19 protein-coding genes are annotated in these 16,682 nt (G+C 71.6%); 10 read left to right on the top strand and 9 right to left on the bottom strand.

Going from position 1 to position 16,682, the window contains the following annotated elements; translation table 11 throughout:
• Positions 1 to 19: 19 nt before the first annotated feature.
• Positions 20 to 790, bottom strand: coding sequence for a helix-turn-helix domain-containing protein (locus tag NOD94_RS16715; RefSeq protein WP_281206771.1), 771 nt, complete (start codon positions 788 to 790; stop codon positions 20 to 22).
• Between the two features lie 288 nt (positions 791 to 1,078).
• Here NOD94_RS16715 and NOD94_RS16710 point away from each other — a divergent pair, with 288 nt between their 5' ends.
• Both NOD94_RS16710 and NOD94_RS16705 read left to right on the top strand, forming a co-directional pair.
• A complete protein-coding gene (locus NOD94_RS16710; protein WP_281206735.1) occupies positions 1,079 to 2,368 on the top strand; it encodes a serine hydrolase domain-containing protein in 1,290 nt (429 codons plus the stop codon).
• 144 nt (positions 2,369 to 2,512) lie between these two features.
• Positions 2,513 to 2,884, top strand: a complete 372-nt coding sequence (locus NOD94_RS16705) for a hypothetical protein (protein WP_281206734.1) — start codon at positions 2,513 to 2,515, stop codon at positions 2,882 to 2,884.
• Between the two features lie 123 nt (positions 2,885 to 3,007).
• On the opposite strand, the gene NOD94_RS16700 is transcribed toward NOD94_RS16705, so the two are convergent.
• Both NOD94_RS16700 and NOD94_RS16695 read right to left on the bottom strand, forming a co-directional pair.
• On the bottom strand, positions 3,008 to 3,457 hold the full coding sequence (locus tag NOD94_RS16700; RefSeq protein WP_281206733.1) for an ATP-binding protein: 450 nt from the start codon (positions 3,455 to 3,457) through the stop codon (positions 3,008 to 3,010).
• Between the two features lie 118 nt (positions 3,458 to 3,575).
• Positions 3,576 to 3,887 (bottom strand): STAS domain-containing protein, encoded by a 312-nt coding sequence (locus NOD94_RS16695; RefSeq protein WP_281206732.1) that lies wholly within the window; start codon positions 3,885 to 3,887, stop codon positions 3,576 to 3,578.
• A gap of 272 nt (positions 3,888 to 4,159) precedes the next feature.
• On the opposite strand from NOD94_RS16695, the gene NOD94_RS16690 reads away from it, so the two are divergent.
• From NOD94_RS16690 to NOD94_RS16670, 5 genes are all read left to right on the top strand, one after another.
• On the top strand, positions 4,160 to 4,867 hold the full coding sequence (locus tag NOD94_RS16690) for a helix-turn-helix domain-containing protein (protein ID WP_281206731.1): 708 nt from the start codon (positions 4,160 to 4,162) through the stop codon (positions 4,865 to 4,867).
• Positions 4,868 to 4,899: 32 nt separating this feature from the next.
• Positions 4,900 to 5,400: a DUF3291 domain-containing protein gene (locus NOD94_RS16685; RefSeq protein WP_281206730.1), complete on the top strand. Its 501-nt coding sequence runs from the start codon at positions 4,900 to 4,902 to the stop codon at positions 5,398 to 5,400.
• 147 nt (positions 5,401 to 5,547) lie between these two features.
• Entirely contained in the window at positions 5,548 to 6,144 is a 597-nt protein-coding gene (locus NOD94_RS16680; protein WP_281206728.1) for a TetR/AcrR family transcriptional regulator, read from the top strand.
• Positions 6,141 to 6,719, top strand: coding sequence for a TIGR03086 family metal-binding protein (locus NOD94_RS16675; RefSeq protein ID WP_281206727.1), 579 nt, complete (start codon positions 6,141 to 6,143; stop codon positions 6,717 to 6,719). The genes NOD94_RS16680 and NOD94_RS16675 overlap by 4 nt, the downstream gene beginning before the upstream one ends.
• Before the next feature lie 61 nt (positions 6,720 to 6,780).
• The gene (locus NOD94_RS16670) at positions 6,781 to 7,725 is read left to right on the top strand and encodes a hypothetical protein (RefSeq protein WP_281206726.1); all 945 of its coding nucleotides are present in this window, start codon (positions 6,781 to 6,783) and stop codon (positions 7,723 to 7,725) included.
• 106 nt (positions 7,726 to 7,831) lie between these two features.
• Here NOD94_RS16670 and NOD94_RS16665 read toward each other — a convergent pair whose 3' ends face one another.
• The 4 genes from NOD94_RS16665 to NOD94_RS16650 form a co-directional block, all read right to left on the bottom strand.
• Positions 7,832 to 8,596: a glucose 1-dehydrogenase gene (locus tag NOD94_RS16665; protein ID WP_281206725.1), complete on the bottom strand. Its 765-nt coding sequence runs from the start codon at positions 8,594 to 8,596 to the stop codon at positions 7,832 to 7,834.
• A gap of 85 nt (positions 8,597 to 8,681) precedes the next feature.
• On the bottom strand, positions 8,682 to 10,082 hold the full coding sequence (locus NOD94_RS16660; RefSeq protein WP_281206724.1) for an MFS transporter: 1,401 nt from the start codon (positions 10,080 to 10,082) through the stop codon (positions 8,682 to 8,684).
• A gap of 71 nt (positions 10,083 to 10,153) precedes the next feature.
• Positions 10,154 to 10,738 carry a TetR/AcrR family transcriptional regulator gene (locus NOD94_RS16655; RefSeq protein WP_281206723.1) on the bottom strand — a complete coding sequence of 195 codons (585 nt, stop codon included), beginning with the start codon at positions 10,736 to 10,738 and terminating at the stop codon, positions 10,154 to 10,156.
• Positions 10,739 to 11,881: 1,143 nt separating this feature from the next.
• The gene (locus NOD94_RS16650) at positions 11,882 to 12,250 is read right to left on the bottom strand and encodes a hypothetical protein (protein WP_281206722.1); all 369 of its coding nucleotides are present in this window, start codon (positions 12,248 to 12,250) and stop codon (positions 11,882 to 11,884) included.
• Between the two features lie 295 nt (positions 12,251 to 12,545).
• On the opposite strand from NOD94_RS16650, the gene fabV reads away from it, so the two are divergent.
• The 3 genes from fabV (at position 12,546) to NOD94_RS16635 (ending at position 15,035) form a co-directional block, all read left to right on the top strand.
• Complete coding sequence (gene fabV, locus NOD94_RS16645; protein WP_281206721.1) at positions 12,546 to 13,772, top strand: enoyl-[acyl-carrier-protein] reductase FabV; 1,227 nt, start codon at positions 12,546 to 12,548, stop codon at positions 13,770 to 13,772.
• Between the two features lie 528 nt (positions 13,773 to 14,300).
• Entirely contained in the window at positions 14,301 to 14,759 is a 459-nt protein-coding gene (locus tag NOD94_RS16640) for a hypothetical protein (protein ID WP_281206720.1), read from the top strand.
• The gene (locus tag NOD94_RS16635) at positions 14,760 to 15,035 is read left to right on the top strand and encodes a hypothetical protein (RefSeq protein ID WP_281206719.1); all 276 of its coding nucleotides are present in this window, start codon (positions 14,760 to 14,762) and stop codon (positions 15,033 to 15,035) included.
• A 73-nt stretch (positions 15,036 to 15,108) separates the two neighbouring features.
• Here NOD94_RS16635 and NOD94_RS16630 read toward each other — a convergent pair whose 3' ends face one another.
• On the bottom strand, positions 15,109 to 15,585 hold the full coding sequence (locus tag NOD94_RS16630; RefSeq protein ID WP_281206718.1) for a hypothetical protein: 477 nt from the start codon (positions 15,583 to 15,585) through the stop codon (positions 15,109 to 15,111).
• Between the two features lie 310 nt (positions 15,586 to 15,895).
• A complete protein-coding gene (locus tag NOD94_RS16625; protein WP_281206717.1) occupies positions 15,896 to 16,441 on the bottom strand; it encodes a hypothetical protein in 546 nt (181 codons plus the stop codon).
• Between the last annotated feature and the right edge of the window lie 241 nt (positions 16,442 to 16,682).

Below are 16,682 nucleotides of genomic sequence, written 5' to 3'. Positions count from 1 at the left end.
GCGTCCCGAACGGTCTCGTTTACCCCCGGTCCGAACCGGGCTGGTCCGAATGCGGCCGGGGCGCGCCGTCCGAGGCCCCTTCGGGCTTCGTGTGGAGGACCTCGCGGGCCTGGTCCGCGGCTCGGGCGATGCTCTCGGAAATGAACGTGACGAAGCGGGCGATGTTCTCCAGGCGGGTGGCGGCCGGAGTGTGGGGGCCGAGGATGGCGACGCCCTGCCGGGCGACGTCGCCGAGGTGGGCGGTGGCCCGGGCGCTCGCCATCGTCGACTGGTACAGGACGTCGTCGTCGACGACATAACGCTCGCGACGCCGCTCGTCGCGTTCCCGGCGGATGAGCCCCTGACTTTCGAGGAACGCGATCGCCTTGGACACGGAGGCCGGGCTGATCTGCAGGCGCCCGGCGAGTTCGGACGCGGTGAGACTGCCGGTGTCGGTGGTGTAGAGGCCGGCCAGCACCCGGGCCGTCATCCTGGGGAGGCCCGATTGCATGAAGACGGTCGCGAACACCTCCTCGTACTCGCGCACGGCCTCGGAGTCCCGGCCGTGGGCCTGCGCCGGCGCTTCCGCTCCCCGGGGCGCAGGCTGCCTGCGACGGTGCGCCCGGCGTTCGGTGGCGCGGTGGGCCAGGTCGGCGCGGTAGGCGGTGGGGCCACCGTTTCGCATCACTTCACGCGTGACCGTGGAGGTGGGGCGGTCGAGCGCCCGGGCGATCTCGGCGTAGGCAAGGCCGTCGGCCACTCCCAGCTCGATCTGGCGGCGTTCCTGCTGGGTGAGCCTGCCTCCCGGCATTGCGGTCTCCTTCGTCATCGGGAGGCTCCACCATAGCGTTCACCGTCGCACAAATGCAACGCAATCTCTGGCGAAACGTTGCGTTGAGATTCAAGTCATTGCAACAAGATGGGCAACTGAACTGCAATATCATTGATCACACGCAACGCCAGTATTGCAGGAAGCTAAAACGCAACGTAGCGTTCTCGCGTCAGGAACAGCGGGTCGGCAAGGTGCCGGCCGCCGTAGGGGAGCCGGGTCCCGCACCGGCTTGACCCTGACCCTGCGTCAGGGTCCGACGATTCCTTCATGAACACGACGACAACGCCCCGACAGACCGCCCTCTCCGTCTCCGGTCCTCACGGCGACCGTCCGGCCCGGGGCCGGACCGGCAACACGATGCGCAAGCCCGGCCGAGGGATTCGTGCGGGGCTGCGGCTGATCGTCGCCGCGGCGGTGGCCTCCCAGATCGCCGTCGCGGCCCCGACCGCGGCCGCGGCGACGACTCCTCGCGATCGCGCCGGGGTTCAGCGCGTGCTGGACCGGGCCGTGGCCGACGGGGGCGTGCCCGGGATCCTCGCCAGGATCCAGGACGGCCGTGACACGTGGGTCGGCACGGCCGGAGTGGCCGACACATCGACCGGCCGTCAGCGCCGCGAGCAGGACCGCTTCCGTATCGGGAGCACCACGAAGACGTTCACGGCCACCGTCATGCTGCAACTCGCGGCCGAACGCAGGCTCACCCTCGACGACTCGGTGGAGAAGTGGCTGCCCGGCGTCGTGCGCGGCCCCGGCTACCAACCCGAGCGGATCACCATCAGGCAACTGCTCGACCACACCAGCGGAATCTACGACTACGTCAACGACGACGTCATGAGGGCCCGGGGCGCGGACACGCCGTTCCTCAAGCACCGCTTCGACAGCTACCGCCCCGAGGAGATCGTGGGGATCGGTGTGTCCCATCCGCCCACGTTCGCGCCGGGCAGCGGCTGGGCGTACTCGAACACCGGCTACTTCCTCGCCGGGATGATCATCGAGCGGGTGACCGGCCGGCCGCTCGCCACCACGATCGAGCAGCGCGTCACCCGCCCGCTCGGGCTCGCCTCGACGTACCTGCCGCGCGGCGACGATCCGCTCATCCACGGACCCCACGGCCGGCACTACTCGAAGCTGATGCTGACCGACCCCCACGCGGGCATCCACGACGTGACCGAACTCAACCCGTCCTGGGGATGGGCCGCGGGCGGCATGATCTCGACGACCGGCGACCTCGACCGGTTCTTCGGCGCACTGCTGGGCGGTCGGGTCCTTCCCCCCGCCCAGCAGAGGGAGATGCTCACCATGGTCCCGACCAGGAACTGGATCCCCGACACCGCCTACGGGCTCGGTATCGCCTCGCAGAGACTGTCCTGCGGCGTGACGGTCTGGGGCATGGGAGGAGCCATCAACGGCTCCTGGACCTATACCTTCGGCACCCGCAACGGCACGCGCATGGTGTCGGTCAACGTCAATGGAGACTGGAACTCACCGATCACCACGTTCACGGACGTCCTGCTGGCCGAGTTCTGCCCGAGCCCCTCCCCGGAGCCGGCCGCGTAGGAACTCCGGTCGTCGAAGGCCACCCGCCGGCACGCCAACTCCCGCCCGATGACGGTCTCGACGCGGCGTGGACGCATCCCTCCCCGTACCATCGGCCTGCGGTGCGGTGACGACGCCGAACCGCGGTGGCGGAGGGGGACGCGCATGGGATACGACGGGATGACGGACGTGCGCCGGGAGAGCGCGCGGGCCCAGTGGTGGGCGGAGAGGCTGACCATCGCCGTGGCGTCGGTCCTCTCGTTCGCACTGTTGGCCGGCGCGGCCGTCGTCTTCGGTTCGACCGCCTGGCGCCTGGCCACCGAAACCGGCGCCACCGCCTTCAGCCGGTTCCTGGTGCCGGTCGTCCTCGTCTCCCTCGTGGTGCTGCCGCTCGTCCCCGCTCGGGCGGTGTTCCGCGCGGGTTTGCGCAAGGGTCGGGAGCGGCGGGCGGCGGCCGTCCCGGCGGTGCTGACGCTGCTCGGAGCATCCGTCGTACCGTTCGCGGCACTCTGCTTGATCGTCGTGTACGCGGACTGAGCCCCGGTTGCGGCGCAGCGGCGAACGGCGCAGCGGCGAACACCGCCCGCCCGCGGCCCACCCGCCCCGACCGGTCGGCGGAGCGGGTGGGCCGCGGGCGGTCCGCGGGACGGGGCGGACGGCTCAGTGGAGTTTCAGGTCCGCGGTGATGAGCTTGCCGTTGCCGTGCGTGGTGACGCTCAGGTGGGCGGCGAGGCTCTGCACGAGTGGCCAGCCGTAGCCGCCGATGCGGCTGCCGGCGGGCGGGCTGGTGCGGGTGATCGGGGGTTGGGGGTTGTGGTCGGCCACGGAGACCCGTAGCGCGCCCTCGTGGACATCGGCGTGGAACGCGGCCAGGCCGCCGCCGTGGCGGATGGCGTTGGTGACGAGTTCGGTGGTGACCATCAGGGCGTCCGTCACCGCGCGCGGGTCCCAGGGGAGCCCGGCTCGTCGCAGCACGGCCGCGACCTGGGTGCGGGCGTCGGCCGCGGTCACGGGGAGCGGGGCGGGTGGGGGTGCGGGGGAAGGAGCGGGGGACGCCTCCGGGCGGGCGCTACGTCCGCCCGGCTCGTCGTTGCCTCGTGACCGTCCCATGTCTCCGCGTCTGCCCGGTGTCGAATCGACCACGCGATCCTCGCACACGTCGCTCGCGCGGTCACGGGAAAGGCCCGCCACCGGCTCGGGGAGTTTCATGTGTGCCGCTCGTGGCCCGTCAGGGCCGGGCCGCTTCGTTCAGGGTGGGGTGCAGGTCGAGGACCTGGTCCGCGCCGGTGATCTCCAGGAGGCGCAGCAACTGGCTCTGTGGGGCCGCGATGCGTAGGGCCGTGGTGCGGTGGACCCTGATCAGGAGGTTCAGGAAGGAGGAGTCGGCGAAGGTCAGGGCCGAGGCGTCCAGTACGACGGTGCGGTGGGTCGCGGCCGCCGTGCTCAGCTCCTCGGCGATCGGTCCCACGGTGTCCGCGTCGTACTCGCCGGTGGCGGTGACGATCGCCACGGAGTTGTGCCCTTTGTGCGTGTCTTCCATGGCCACAGCATGCCGGCCCGCGTACGGCCGGGAACAGGGTGTCAGCCCCTCGATGCCGCCCCCTCCAGCGACGACGGGCGTTCGTCCGGGCGAGGGGCCGGTAGGAGGACGCGGGAGGTGCGCGGGCCGACGTCTTCTTGAGGTGTCGGTGCAGAACGGATGAATCCCCACTCCGCGCGGTTCGCCGCATGACGGCAGGCTCGGCGGCTTGGTCCTCGGCCCGTGAGTCGGGCCGATCTATGTCCAACCTGAGTTGTTCTTAGAATGGACAGGTGGAGGACATCGATGCGATCGCAGTGTTGCAGGACCCGGTGCGGCGCCGTCTGTACGAGTACGTGGTGGCGCAGGGCCGCGAGGTCGGCCGCAACGAGGCCGCCGAGGCGGCCGGGGTGGCGCGCACGCTCGCCGCTCACCATCTCGACAAGCTGGCCGCCGCGGGGCTGCTGGAGAGCGGTAGCCGCCGACTGACGGGCCGATCGGGGCCGGGTGCGGGCCGTCCCGCCAAGGTGTACACGCGGGCGCCGGTCGAGAGGTCGGTGTCGCTGCCGGCTCGCGACTACCGCACCGCCGCCGAGTTGCTGGCCGAGGCCGCCGAGCAGGCGGGACTGGACGACGGACTCCGCGCGGCCGCCCGCAGGCGGGGCGAGGCCCTGCGCGGCTCGACCGCACCCTGTGGCGGCCTCCAGGAGGCAATGGGAATACTGGCCGCCCGGGGCTACGAACCGCACTTGGAGGTCCCCGAGCGCGCCCTGGGCGCGGACGGTGCCCAGGGGGAAGCCGAAGAGGACGCGCCCGTCGTGCGCATGCGCAACTGCCCCTTCCATGCCGTCGCCGAAAGCTTTCCGCCGCTCGTCTGCGGCATGAACCTCGCGCTGCTGGAGGGTCTCCTCGGCTCGGACGGCGCCGTCCGTGCCCGCATGGAGGCCCGCCCGGGGGAGTGCTGCGTGGTGGTCGAGAATTCTAAAAACAATATTGATTGACATAGAAACGTGGGGCGTGCTGGGATGAGGTCATGACCGCATCCCAGCACGCCCCTGCCGCGCACCTCGCCCTGCTCAACGTCGCCACGCTCCGCCACCCGTTGGACGACCCGCGCATGGCGCCGTTCGTCGAGATGCTCGAACCGCTCAACTCCGCCGCCGACGGCACGCCCGGCTTCGTCTGGCGGCTCGTGGAAGAGGGGGCGGATGACGCCACCGAACTGCGCCCGGCGGGAGATGACGTCATCGTCAACATGTCCGTGTGGGAGACGCAGGAGTCCCTGTGGGACTTCACCTACCGGAGCGGGCACCTGGAGGCGATGCGGCGTCGCCGTGAGTGGTTCGCGCGGCACGTCGAGCCGCACCTGGTTCTCTGGTGGGTTCCCGCCGGTCACCTCCCCACCGTCGAGGAGGCGTTGGAGCGACTGGCGGACCTGCGGGCGCACGGTCCGTCCCCGCGCGCCTTCACCTTCACCTCCTCCTACACCGTGGCCGAGGCCGCCCCGCACCTGCAGCCCACCGGCACCGCCTGAACCCTCCGCGAGCGACGCACGGGCCGCACCGCCGGGCGGGGTGGGGGGTTGGGGGCCGGGTGGGCCGGGTGCGCGGCCGGGACCCACCCCCGGAACGTGACCGGATATCACCGATGGAGTGGCACTCTAGAGCGCTACTCTGGCACCATGTTGAGCCCCGACACCTACCAGCGCATCCTGACCGCAGCCCTGAGCTGCTTCCTCGAGAACGGAGTGCAGGGCACGACGGTCGAGCAGGTCCGGAAGCGGGCCGAGGTCAGCAACGGAAGCCTCTTCCACCATTTCCGTACCAAGCAGGACCTGGCCGAAGCGGTCTATCTCCAAGGGCTCGAACAGCACCAGGCCGAGCTGCTGGCCGTCCTGACCCCCCAAACCGGTCTGCGGGCCGGTGTCGAGGGTGTCGTACACCGCCACCTGACGTGGGTGGAGGAGAACCCGCAGCTCGCGGCGTTCCTGTCGACCCCGCCCGCCTGGTTCACCCCTCTGGACGCGCCCAGGATCGCGGAAAGCAGCCGAGGATTCTTCCGCGCCGTCACCGAGTGGCTGCGACGGCACGGTTGGGACGAAGCACTCTCCCTGGGTGTCGTCATCGCCGTATGGATCGGGCCGGCCCACGAGTACACGCGTCGATGGCTGCTCACCGGGACCGAACCACCCGGCGGAGCGGCCGGACCACTGTCCCTGGCCGCCTGGAACGCCCTGCACCCCCTGTTGTCGACGCAGGACTCGGAGCACACACGGTGAACGCACACACGGTGAACCGGACCATGACGCGCTACATGCGCGTACTCACCAACACGACCGACATCGTCGACCGCGTGCCGGCGGATCGCTGGAACAGCCCGTCTCCCTGCGAGGGTTGGACCTGCTTGCACGTCCTGGGACACATCATCGACGGTCAGCAGCAGATCGCCTCCCTGCTGTCCGGGCAGGGGCCGCGTGAGCCGAGGTCCGATCCGGCCGGAGCCGTCACAGGCCAACCCGCGAGTGCCTGGGCCGACACCGTCCAGTCGATGCGGCAGCTGTTGAACACCGCGGACCCGAACCGTCGAGTCGCCTCACATCACGGCGAAGTGACCGTTGATCGGGTGCTTGCCACCGCCGTCATCGAGCCGCTCGTCCACACCTGGGACCTCGCGCAAGCCGCGGGCATCGATGTGTCACTGGATGCCGAGGCGGTCGCGGCGACTCTGACGGCGATCGCTCCCATGGCGGACCGGTTCGCGACGACCGGGATGTACGCACCCGCCCTGTCCATCTCCGAAGACGCAACTCCCGAGCGGCGACTGCTCGCACTCCTGGGGCGGAAGGCACCCTGAAACAGGCACAGGCACAGGCACAGCCCCCGACCACGGAGTCGTCGCCGACTACGCTCACGGCATGCAGCGCAGCGATGTCACGCGGGACGACGGCACATGGGTCGGCCTGTCCTTGGAGGTACAGGACCGCCACCGGCCGGAGCTGTCCGTCCTCACCGCCGGGCCGCGGCTGCTGGTCTCCCAACTGTCGCGGCCCGTCCTCCTCGCCGTCGTCGAAGAGCCCCTGCGGGGCGTGGACTTCTGGCGCGCCGACGGCTACCGCTCCTTCGTCCCACCGCTGCGCGCCGACGCGGGGCGTGCCCTGTCGGGCCGCCCGGATGGGTGGGCCCACCGCTTCGCGCGCCACCTCGGCGACTCGCCGGGCAGCCCGTTGCACGACGGGCGATGGTTGCTCTCGTGCGAGAGCCCACTCCAGCGCGGACGCCACGCTGCCACCTCGCACGCCGAGCACTGGAGCTCGATGCTCGTCGAGGGCCATCCGGACGGATACGTCGACTGGTTCTTCCACTCCGTGTCCTGGGAGATCCTGCCGCTGAGGCCCATGCCCGGTCCGGGCGACAGCCGGGTCAAGGCGTACCGCAAGCAGGCCCGTGAGGGGACCCTCCCACCCGTTCTGTTGTGGTGGGTCAGCGGCCTGGACTGTCATCTGATCCTGGACGGCCACGCACGGCTCGCCGCGGCGATCGCCGAGTCCGTCGAGCCCCCACTGCTGCAGTTGCACCGTACGGTGCCGCGCGATGACCTGGCCGCACGCGTCGACGACGCCGTGGGTGCCTACGAGTACGAATTGGCGCGCCACGCCGAGCTCCGCGCCGTCCACGGTCCCACCGTCCCGGACGGCGCCGCCACCGCCGGCCCGCGGCTCGGCCGCCGCCTCCAGGACCTGAAGACCGTGGAACAGCCGACGTGGGCCTGGCCCCTGCCCGGAGGGGAAGGCGAATGGCGTCGCATCGCACGCGAGGTGACCGCCGGCACCGGCCGGCCCCGTACCCGGCCCCGTACCTGAGCCCGTACCGGAGCCCGGGTCGAGCCGGTGCTGCCGAGGGTCGACCGGATGGCGTCGAGGTACCTGCCCCCTTGGGTACGGGACCGGCGTACGGCCGTGATCCCGGTCAGGCGGAGACGCCACCGTCGATGACCAGATCGCTGCCTACCACGGAGGCGGCATCCGACGAGGCCAGGTACAGCACGGCTGCCGCGACCTCCGCCGTGGAGGAGACCCGCCCCAGCGGCGACGAGCCCCTCATCCGCGCGGCACGGTCGGCTTCGGTCTCGCCCGGGAACAGCGACATGGTGGTGTCGGCCGCGCCGGGGCTGACCGAGTTGATGCGGATCCCGTCGGAGATGTGGTCCAGGGCGGCGGCCCGGGTCAGGGCGGAGACGGCCGCCTTGGTGGCGATGTAGCCGGCCACGCCCGGGATGCGTGTGTGCGCGCCGAGGTTGGAGGAGATGTTGACGATCGCGCCGCCGGTCGGCTGGTCGCGCATCTGGGCGACTTCGGCCTGGAGTCCGAGGAGCACACCGGTGACGTTGATGTCGAGCAGGGTGCGCCAGTCCTCCTCGGGGAGGTCGGCTATGGGTGCGCCGCCCCGGAAGACGCCCGCGTTGTTGACGGCGACATCAAGGCTGCCGAATCGTTCGACGGTGCGGCGTACCAAGGCCCTGACGTCATCGGAGCGGGTCACGTCCGCGGTGACCGCGGCTGCCGTACCGCCGGCCTTCTCGATCAGGGCTACCGTCTCGTCGAGCGATACGGCGGTCCGTCCTGCCGCGACCACCGCCGCCCCCTCGGCGGCGAAGGCGAGTGCGATAGCCCGGCCGATGCCGGAACCTGCGCCGGTGACGAGGACGGTCTTGCCGGTGAAGCGTGCGGTCATGGTGATGACTCCTTAGGTGCGTAGCCGCTTACTCGGGTACTCGGCTACTCGGTTGTTTCGGTTACTCGGCTACTCGGTCATTCGGTCATTCGGTACGGGTGTTGAGGAACGCGGCGGCGGCGAAGGCGACTGCCGTCGCGGCGAGTGAGGTGGCGTCGGAGCCGAGGGTGAGCAGGGCTGCGAGGACGACGGTCGGGCCGAGCTCCATGGCGGTGTTCATGACGCCGCCCGCGAGTCCGGTCTCCTGCGGCTCCACCCCGTCCGTCGCGAGGACGGCGGCCCCCGCGAAGGCGCCGGCCACGCCGGCCGGCAACAGGATCAGGCCGGGGAGAAGTCCGTAGGCGTAGGGGGTGTGGGATGCCAGGCCGGTGAGCGCGAGCAGCGCGAGGCCCGTCGCGGCGACCGCGAGTCCGGAGGTGGTGACGGCCGGCGCCCCGTACCTGGCGATGAGCGGGCCGGCGGTTCGGCCCGAGACGAGGAGCGCCACCGCGAAGGGAACGAAGGCGGCGGAGGTCTGCAGGGCGGACCAGCCGCGGTCCTGCTGGAGGTGGAGTGAGAGCAGGACGAACGTGGTCGCGGTCCCGGCGGCGGTCAGGCCGATCGCGGTGAGCGCGAAGGCCCGGCGGCGGTCCCGGAGGAATCCGAGGGGGAGCAGCGGGTCCTGGGCGCGGCGTTCGACGATCAGGAAGCCGATGAGGAGCGCGGCCCCGGTGAGCAGGGGAATCACGACGGATGCCGAACCCCAGGGGTGAGCGTCGGTGAGGACGAGGCCGTAGCCGGCCAGGGTGATCCCGGCGGTGGCGAGCAGCGCGCCCGGCAGATCCAGGGAGCGGCCCGTGCCGGCCCGGGTCGCGGGCAGCAGCCGCGGGGCGAGGACGAGTGCGAGTGCGGCTGCGGCCACCGGGACTGCCAGGGCGGACCGCCAGGACGCGAGCGTCGAGATGACTCCGGAGAGCAGGTTCCCCGCGGTGGCCCCGAGGATCGAGAGCCCGCCCCAGGTGGCCATTGCCCTGCCGTACTCGGCGGGGTGCGGGAAGACCGCACGCAGTACGGCCATGGCGGCGGGTGCGGTGAGCGCGGCGCCGGCCCCCTGCGCGAAGCGGGCTGCGAGCAGGGTCTGAGGTCCCGGGGCCAGTAGCGCCGCAAGGGACGCCGCGGCGAACACGAGCAACCCCGCGCTGAGGGCGCGACGGCCGCCGAAACGGTCGGCGACGCGGCCGCCGAAGAGCAACAGTCCGGAGAAGGTCAGCCCGTAGGCGGCGCTGAGGAGGATCAGGTCGTCCCGGTCGAGCGAGAATTCGCGGCCGATCCGGGGGAGTGGCACGACGAGCGAGGTGAGCGTGAAGATCAGCGACATCTGTACGGCACCGAGCAGCGCGAAGGCGGGGCCGGGTGCGGGGCCGGGCGGGAGGTCGGGTGGGAGGCCGGGCGCGGGGCCGGACGAGGTGGCTGCGGTCGTGGTTTTCGAGCTCTGGGCGCCGAACATTTCTCCCCCTGATATTTGACTGAACGTTCCATAATTTGGCCATGAAGGAACCTCCTCGAAGGAGGTGTTGCTCAGTCCAGCAGCGTCAATGCCTGCTCGGCGGCGTCCCGCACCCGGCCCGGGTCCTGCGACGCCTTGCCGACCACCCGCAGCCCCTGCATCAGGACCAGCAGCATCCGCGCGAGCGCGCGCGGATCGCGGTCCGAGGGCAGCTCGCCCTGCGCTTGGGCCCGCACCAGCGCCGATCGCAGCAGGGTCTCGACGTGGTCCCAGCTCGCCTCGACCCGCCGGGCCGCCGCCGCGTCGTGCGCGCCGAGCTCGGCGGCCGTGTTGGTGACGAAGCACCCTTTCAGGCGCCGGTCGTCGGAATTCGCCTCGGTCGCGAAGCGGCGCACCACCGTACGCACGGAGGGCAGTGCGGGGCCTGGTTGGGACAGTTCGCCCAGCAGGTCGGAGTCGCGGTTCTCGTTGTACCGATCCAGTGACTTCAGGTACAGCTCGCGCTTGTTGCCGAAGGTGGCGTAGATGCTGGCGCGGCCGATGCCCAGGTGCTCGACGAGGTCCGCCATCGAGGTCGCCTCGTAGCCGCGCCGCCAGAACAGCTCCAGAGCTGACTGCAGCGCGGCGTCCGGGTCGAATTCCTTGGTCCTGGCCATGTGGGAACTGTAGGTGATAGTGAAACGATCGGTCAAATATCGACCGATGGCCGAGTCGACGGCCTGCCGTCACGCTTGCTGAGAGGCGTCGCACTCATGGCGATGCTGCCGACCGAACGCGAACAGTCCGGGCGGGTCTCTGGCGCGCCGACCGGGTGAGGCGACCCGGACGACATCGGCCTCGCAGCCCATCGCCGCAGGCCTGGTCCTCGACATGTCGGGCCCTTGCCGGCGTGACGACGACGATGCGGTGCGCCGGCCGCTGGGGTGCAAGCGCCGGCCTGTCCGCTCCAGCTACCCCCAGCCGGTCGAGGCGTCATGCGAACCGACTGGCCGTCGAGGCGGTATGTAACGTTTGCCGGATTCGATGAAAGTGCTGGATCAGGGGCCCCTGCCCACATAGACTCCCAGCTCAGGAAGCCTGCTCCCCGCACGCGCGGGGATGACCCCTGGTACAACGCCAGCATCTGCGGTTGCTCCGGCTGCTCCCCGCACGCGCGGGGATGACCCCGGGTCGGTGTACCTGCTGGGGAAGGACTCGGCCTGCTCCCCGCACGCGTGGGGATGGCCCTTCCTGGTCGTCGTCCGACGTCCGGAGCGTGGTCTGCTCCCCGCACGCGCGGGGATGACTCCACCCCCCTCGTGCCGGCCGAGACCCGGGACGACTGCTCCCCGCACACGCGGGGATGACCCCCACCAGTGGGACTCCGCAGGTGGGGTGTCGCGCTGCTCCCCGCACACGCGGGGATGAACCCGTGGGTCCCCGGGTCCCCGGGGCCCCGCACACGTGGGGATGAACCCAACGACGTGCCGTACGACCGGACCAAGCGCGGGCTGCTCCCCGCACGCGCGGGGATGAGCCGTTCGGGGTCTGCCTCGCCCCCTGACTTGCGGCTGTTCCCGGCGATCCCAGCCGCTTGTGTCGTCGCTGCGGCGGCGGCCTGCTTTCCGCGTAGGGCAGGGGGTCGGCCTCGTCGTCGGGTCCATGTCGGGGGTGGGGGCGGCGACTCGGTCCCTGTGTCGGGGCGTGTGCGGTGGTCCGGGCCGCTCGTCGTCGGTGGGGCCGCCTCGTCCGGGGAGCTCGGGGTGTGGACGCGTTGCGTCGCCCGCCCGAGGTGGTGTGTCGGGTGGGCAGCAGGAGCATCAGGCCCACATGGTCAGCAGGCCTCCGCCGATCACGTGAAGGAGTGTTGCGGCTGAGGCGGCGACGGCATCGGTGCCACGCGCGGCTGCGGTGTGCTCGTGGGGCAGGACGACCTCGGTGGCGACGGCTCCCAGTTCGATGCCGAGGTGGGAGGCGGTGTTGAACAGGTCGGAGGTCGATCCGGTGTGCGCGCCGTCGATGCGGCTCAGGGTGAGGCCGGTCAGCGGAGCTCCGGTCTTGCCCGGTCCGACACCCAGTGCCAGGACCGTGGGGCCATGGCGCTCATCGACAGGGTGGCGTCGTACATGGAGATCGGCGGGTGGAACGTGGTCGGGGTCGGTCGGCGCGGACCGGCCGTGGCCAGGCATTGGACCGGGCCTGCCCCGGGCCTGCCCCGGGAATGACCCGGCCCGGCTCCGGGCCGGTGCGTCGTTGTCGTTGCTGTGGACGGGCGTGCGGTGTCGGGAGCAGCCGGGCGATGTTCAACAGGGCGCGAACGCTTCCCATTTGGTCGGCCACTGGTGGAAACACTCCAAGTCCGGCGCATGATCGTTGTTGCCGTCGGGGGCCGCCTGCCTCGGGGAAGCTGTCGCAGACTTGCAGGGCGCGGTCGGCCGGGTTGGTCGCCGCGTCCGTGACCCGGCCGACCCAAGGACTGTCATCGTGACCGATCGCGTTCTCACTCCCCGAAACCGGGGCTTCCTCTTCCTCGACTCCCACCCCGTGGGCTGCCGGCAGTTGGTGGCAGACATGTGGCAGGCGTGCCCCGCCCCCGCCCCCACCCCCTCCGGCGTCCCGGAGGGCGACGGGCCGGTCGCCCTGGTCATCGGCTCCTCCGCCGGATACGGTCTCGCGGCCACGCTCGCCGGACTCAAGCGCGCCGGCATCCGCGGTATCGCGGTGTCCTTCGAAAAGGCCCCCACCGTACGGCGTACCGCGACGGCCGGCTGGTACCGCACCGCCGCCACCGCCGACATCGCCCGTGCCGCCGGGCGGGACCTGGTCTTCCTCAACGGTGACGCGTTCTCCGACTCGATGAAGGACCAGGTCGCCGACCTCATCGAGCAGCGCTTCGGCGGTCGTCTCGACTACCTGATCTACTCGGTGGCCGCGCCCCGTCGCACCGACCCCGATACCGGTGCCACGTACGCCTCGGTCCTCAAGCCGATCGGCCGGGCCAACCGCACCAAGACCCTTGCCTTCGACGACGAGGGCGTTCCCGAGGTCCGCGAGGTGGAGACCGCGCCCGCCGAGGGCGACGACGTGCGGCAGACCGTGGCCGTGATGGGTGGCGCGGATTGGGAGCGCTGGATCGACCACCTGGCCGGGCGAGGGCTGCTGGCCGACGGGTTCGCCACCGCCGCGCTGTCCTACATCGGGTCCTCACTGACGGCCGCCCTCTACCGACAGGGCACGATCGGCGCGGCCAAGGCGGACTTGGAGGCCACCGCCCGCAACCTGAACGAGCGGCTCGACAAGACGGTGGGCGGGCGGGCCGTGACCTCCGTCAACGGCGCCGCTGTCACCCAGTCCTCCACCGCGATCCCCGGCATCGCCCTCTACACCGGCCTCCTGCGGGGCGTGCTCGGAGACGACCTCGTCCCGCCGATCCAGCAACTCGCCGTCCTGTGGGACCAACTCACCGGCGTCGCCCCGCTCGCCCTGGACGACGAGGGCAGGATCCGCCTGGACACCTTCGAACTGACCGACGAAGTCCAGGCGGCCGTTGCCGAACGCTGGGAGGGCGCCACCACCGCCACCATCGCGGACCTGGCCGACCTCGACTGGTTCCGCGCCGAGGTACGACGCCTCTACGGATTCTCCGTGCCCGGCGTCGACTACACCGCCCCGGTCGCCACCGACATCCCCTGGCCCGACCACGCTTCCTGACACCCGTCCGGAAGTGGTGTTGTGGCGGTTCGGCGGACTTCCGATACCCGGGCCGCGCCCCGGTCGGGCCGGCCCGCACACCCACGTCCCGGGCGGGACGTCACGGACCTGGCCCTGTGAGCGGCCCGCCACAGGTCACGGTACGCGGCACGGTTACAGTGCGGTGCGCATAACCGATCCACTCGTAGCCGGGGGGCTTCCCACATGACGTTCGACCGTCGCGCCGCCGTTCTGGTTGCCGTACTCGCCGGCTGTCTCGTGCTCCCCGCCTGCTCAGGGCCGCCCACCGTCGTGGCAGCCAAGCCCTCACGGGTGGGAACCCCGGCCGCCGGTACGGCCCCCGCTGCGTCCTCGGCCGAGTCGACGGGCCCGGCGCCCTCGCCTTCCGTCGAGTTGCCCACGCCGGATGCCGTCGGAGGGGTACCGGACACCGCGCGCCTGCTGCAGCTTGTCCTGCAGCGGGGTGAGGCCGTGGGGGTCCCGGGCCCTGACGAAGTCCGGGAGGCGCACCCGAGCGAACTGCGGCCCATGACCCCGGAGGAACGGGCGAACCCCTGCACCACCATGTGGGCCCTGCTCCGGCAGAAAGGCGCCCGGGCCGCCATCACCCAGATGTTCACCGCGGACGCGCCCGGCGACCCCGTGCACTTCCTCGCCTCATACTCGGGAACGGGTGCCGAGACCACCTTCGCGCAACTGCGTACCGCCCTCGCGGCCTGCCCCCGGCAGAACGACGAGGGCCGGGAGGTGACCGTACGGTACGAGGATCTGGACGGAGCGGAGTTCCCCGAGGACACCGTCCGGATCCGGATGACCTTCCGTGACGAAGGTGCCCAGGCACCCTCCGAGGTCATGGAGCGCATCGTGACACGGGTCGGCGCCTGCATCTCCGACCTGGTGGGGATGGGGCCGGAGCCGCACACTCCGGTCTCCGAACAGGCCGTTCTCCGACAGATCCAGCGACTTCGGGCCGCGCAGGGACTGTGAGTGACCCACGACGTCGCTGCCCCGGTCGAGACGGGGCACGCCGGGCCCAACCACGAGGGCGACGGACACCGGCGCCCGAACGGGTCCTGCCGGTTCACCGGGTGGGGCACGGGCCGGGTCGGCTCCGTCACCCCGGACGGGAAGATCACCGAACACCCGCTCACCGCCCCCGACCGCGAACCCAACGGACTCGCTTTCGCCCGGACGGAACCCTGTACGCGGGCGGCCGAGGAACGCGGCCGCGTCTCCCGATGGAAGGTCCGTCACGCGACCTGAGGGCCCCGAACCGCCCAACGCCCGTCGCCTCTGCCTCCGTTGGAGACCAGGAGGAGGTGATCCCGCGGCTCCCCTATCCCCGGACGAGCGCCAGGATCCAAGCCACCGGGAGGGCGAGGACGCCGAGGGCGATGGCGCCGACCAGGGAGGCGAGCCAGACGAAGACGTAGCCGTCGCCGCCGCGGAGGCGTCCCCGGCGGGCGGAGGTGAGGAGCCAATGGCCGGGCAGACCGAGGGTGACCGCGGTCCAGATGGCGAAGGTCACGTGTTCGGCGGCCGAGAGCGGGGAGGGCTCGAAGGCGGCGCCACCGACGAGTCGGACGTTCCGCCGGGTACCCGGGAGGTATTCGTCGGCGGGGGAGTGGAGCTGCGTGCTCCGCTCTGCGGACCCGCCACTGGACGAGGGTACGGAGGACGGCGTGTAGGTTCCCCCGCATCGGGTGTCGGTCTGCTCCAGCCCGCCGTAGCAGCCGGTGACCACGAAGGTGCCGGTCGGCCCGGCGACGCCCGTCAGCGCGCCGAGTCGGGCGCCGAACAAGAGCCAGACCATGGCCGTGCTCCCCACGAGCCACAGCACGGCGAGTCCGCCGACCCCGCGCCACCACCAAATTCGCCCCGTCCGTCCCACGCGACGCCCCCCGGCCCGTCGGTCATCCGCCCGAGAAGGGGGTACCCGGCAACTGCTCCACGGAACCGTACGTACCCACGCATCGCGCAGGTCCGGCGGTTCCCCGGGCGTCGCGACGCTGCCGGCCGGCCGAAGACGTTGCCGTCGCGGCCACGCCCGTGGTGTTGGTGCGCACCGGCCCCCGTCGCATCGGCCGCGCTCACGACGGGGGCATGGCTCGGGGGCCGTGGGGTCAAGGCTTGATGACGGCGGTCCATCCGAGGGTGCAGGTGAGGGCGGGGGCGGTGCAGGAGGTTTCGTAGATGTCGCCCGCGGTGGTGAGGACCTTCACGTAGACGCGCTCGCCGGCCAGCTTCACGCCGACGCTGCACGTGTTGCGCGGGTACCCGGGGGTGACGGGGAGGGTCAGGTCGCGCCAGGTGTAGGCGCCGGTGAGGGTGGGGCGGTAGCCGACGAAGGTCTTGCCGCGGGTGAGGGCGGCGCTGTACTCGCTGCCTGCGGTGGCGCCCGCCACGACGGCGATGTCGACGCACGGCCCGGCAGGTCCGGCGGGACCGGCCGGCCCGCGGTCGCCCTTGGGCCCCTTGGGCCCCTTGGGGCCTTGGGGCCCCTTGGCGCCCTGGGGCCCGCGCGGGCCGTCGGAGGGTGCGTGCACGGAGTCCGTGCCGGGGGCGGCGACCGCGGCAGGAGCCGCGATCGTGGCCAGGCCGAGGGCGAGGGGTACGGCGAGAACGGCCACCGGCCGCAAGCGTCGCATGATCATGGGTACCGCGTTCATCCGTAGCTCCTGTGGTCTGCGTGCTGAACCAGCGGGAGCCTCGGACACTCGCGCCGCCGACAGCGCACGACGGGCTGATTGTCGGACAAATATCAGCAGGTTGGAGCAACCGATTCGGCTGAACGGTACTGCCGGCCGGACAGGCCGCGCCGGCGCGGCCCCGGGCCCGCCCCCCCCCCCCCCCCCCCCCCCGCCCGCCCCCCGGCCCGGGGGGGGGCGGGGGGGGGGGGGGGGGGCGCGG

The sequence above is a fragment of the Streptomyces sp. Isolate_45 genome, assembly GCF_024721315.2.
Taxonomy (GTDB): Bacteria; Actinomycetota; Actinomycetes; order Streptomycetales; family Streptomycetaceae; genus Streptomyces.
This window is presented reverse-complemented; position numbering and strand designations above follow the sequence as displayed.

Coding starts and splice junctions, on each gene's coding strand:
- NOD94_RS16695 (WP_281206732.1), bottom strand. CDS start 3,887: ATGGAAGACACGCACAAAGGGCACAACTCCGTGGCGATCGTCACCGCC.
- NOD94_RS16680 (WP_281206728.1), top strand. CDS start 5,548: ATGTTGAGCCCCGACACCTACCAGCGCATCCTGACCGCAGCCCTGAGC.
- NOD94_RS16660 (WP_281206724.1), bottom strand. CDS start 10,082: ATGTTCGGCGCCCAGAGCTCGAAAACCACGACCGCAGCCACCTCGTCC.
- NOD94_RS16650 (WP_281206722.1), bottom strand. CDS start 12,250: ATGCCTGGCCACGGCCGGTCCGCGCCGACCGACCCCGACCACGTTCCA.
- NOD94_RS16655 (WP_281206723.1), bottom strand. CDS start 10,738: ATGGCCAGGACCAAGGAATTCGACCCGGACGCCGCGCTGCAGTCAGCT.
- NOD94_RS16625 (WP_281206717.1), bottom strand. CDS start 16,441: ATGAACGCGGTACCCATGATCATGCGACGCTTGCGGCCGGTGGCCGTT.
- NOD94_RS16685 (WP_281206730.1), top strand. CDS start 4,900: ATGACCGCATCCCAGCACGCCCCTGCCGCGCACCTCGCCCTGCTCAAC.
- NOD94_RS16665 (WP_281206725.1), bottom strand. CDS start 8,596: ATGACCGCACGCTTCACCGGCAAGACCGTCCTCGTCACCGGCGCAGGT.
- NOD94_RS16715 (WP_281206771.1), bottom strand. CDS start 790: ATGCCGGGAGGCAGGCTCACCCAGCAGGAACGCCGCCAGATCGAGCTG.
- NOD94_RS16670 (WP_281206726.1), top strand. CDS start 6,781: ATGCAGCGCAGCGATGTCACGCGGGACGACGGCACATGGGTCGGCCTG.
- NOD94_RS16630 (WP_281206718.1), bottom strand. CDS start 15,585: ATGGTCTGGCTCTTGTTCGGCGCCCGACTCGGCGCGCTGACGGGCGTC.
- NOD94_RS16640 (WP_281206720.1), top strand. CDS start 14,301: ATGACCCCGGAGGAACGGGCGAACCCCTGCACCACCATGTGGGCCCTG.
- NOD94_RS16700 (WP_281206733.1), bottom strand. CDS start 3,457: ATGGGACGGTCACGAGGCAACGACGAGCCGGGCGGACGTAGCGCCCGC.
- NOD94_RS16705 (WP_281206734.1), top strand. CDS start 2,513: ATGGGATACGACGGGATGACGGACGTGCGCCGGGAGAGCGCGCGGGCC.
- NOD94_RS16710 (WP_281206735.1), top strand. CDS start 1,079: ATGAACACGACGACAACGCCCCGACAGACCGCCCTCTCCGTCTCCGGT.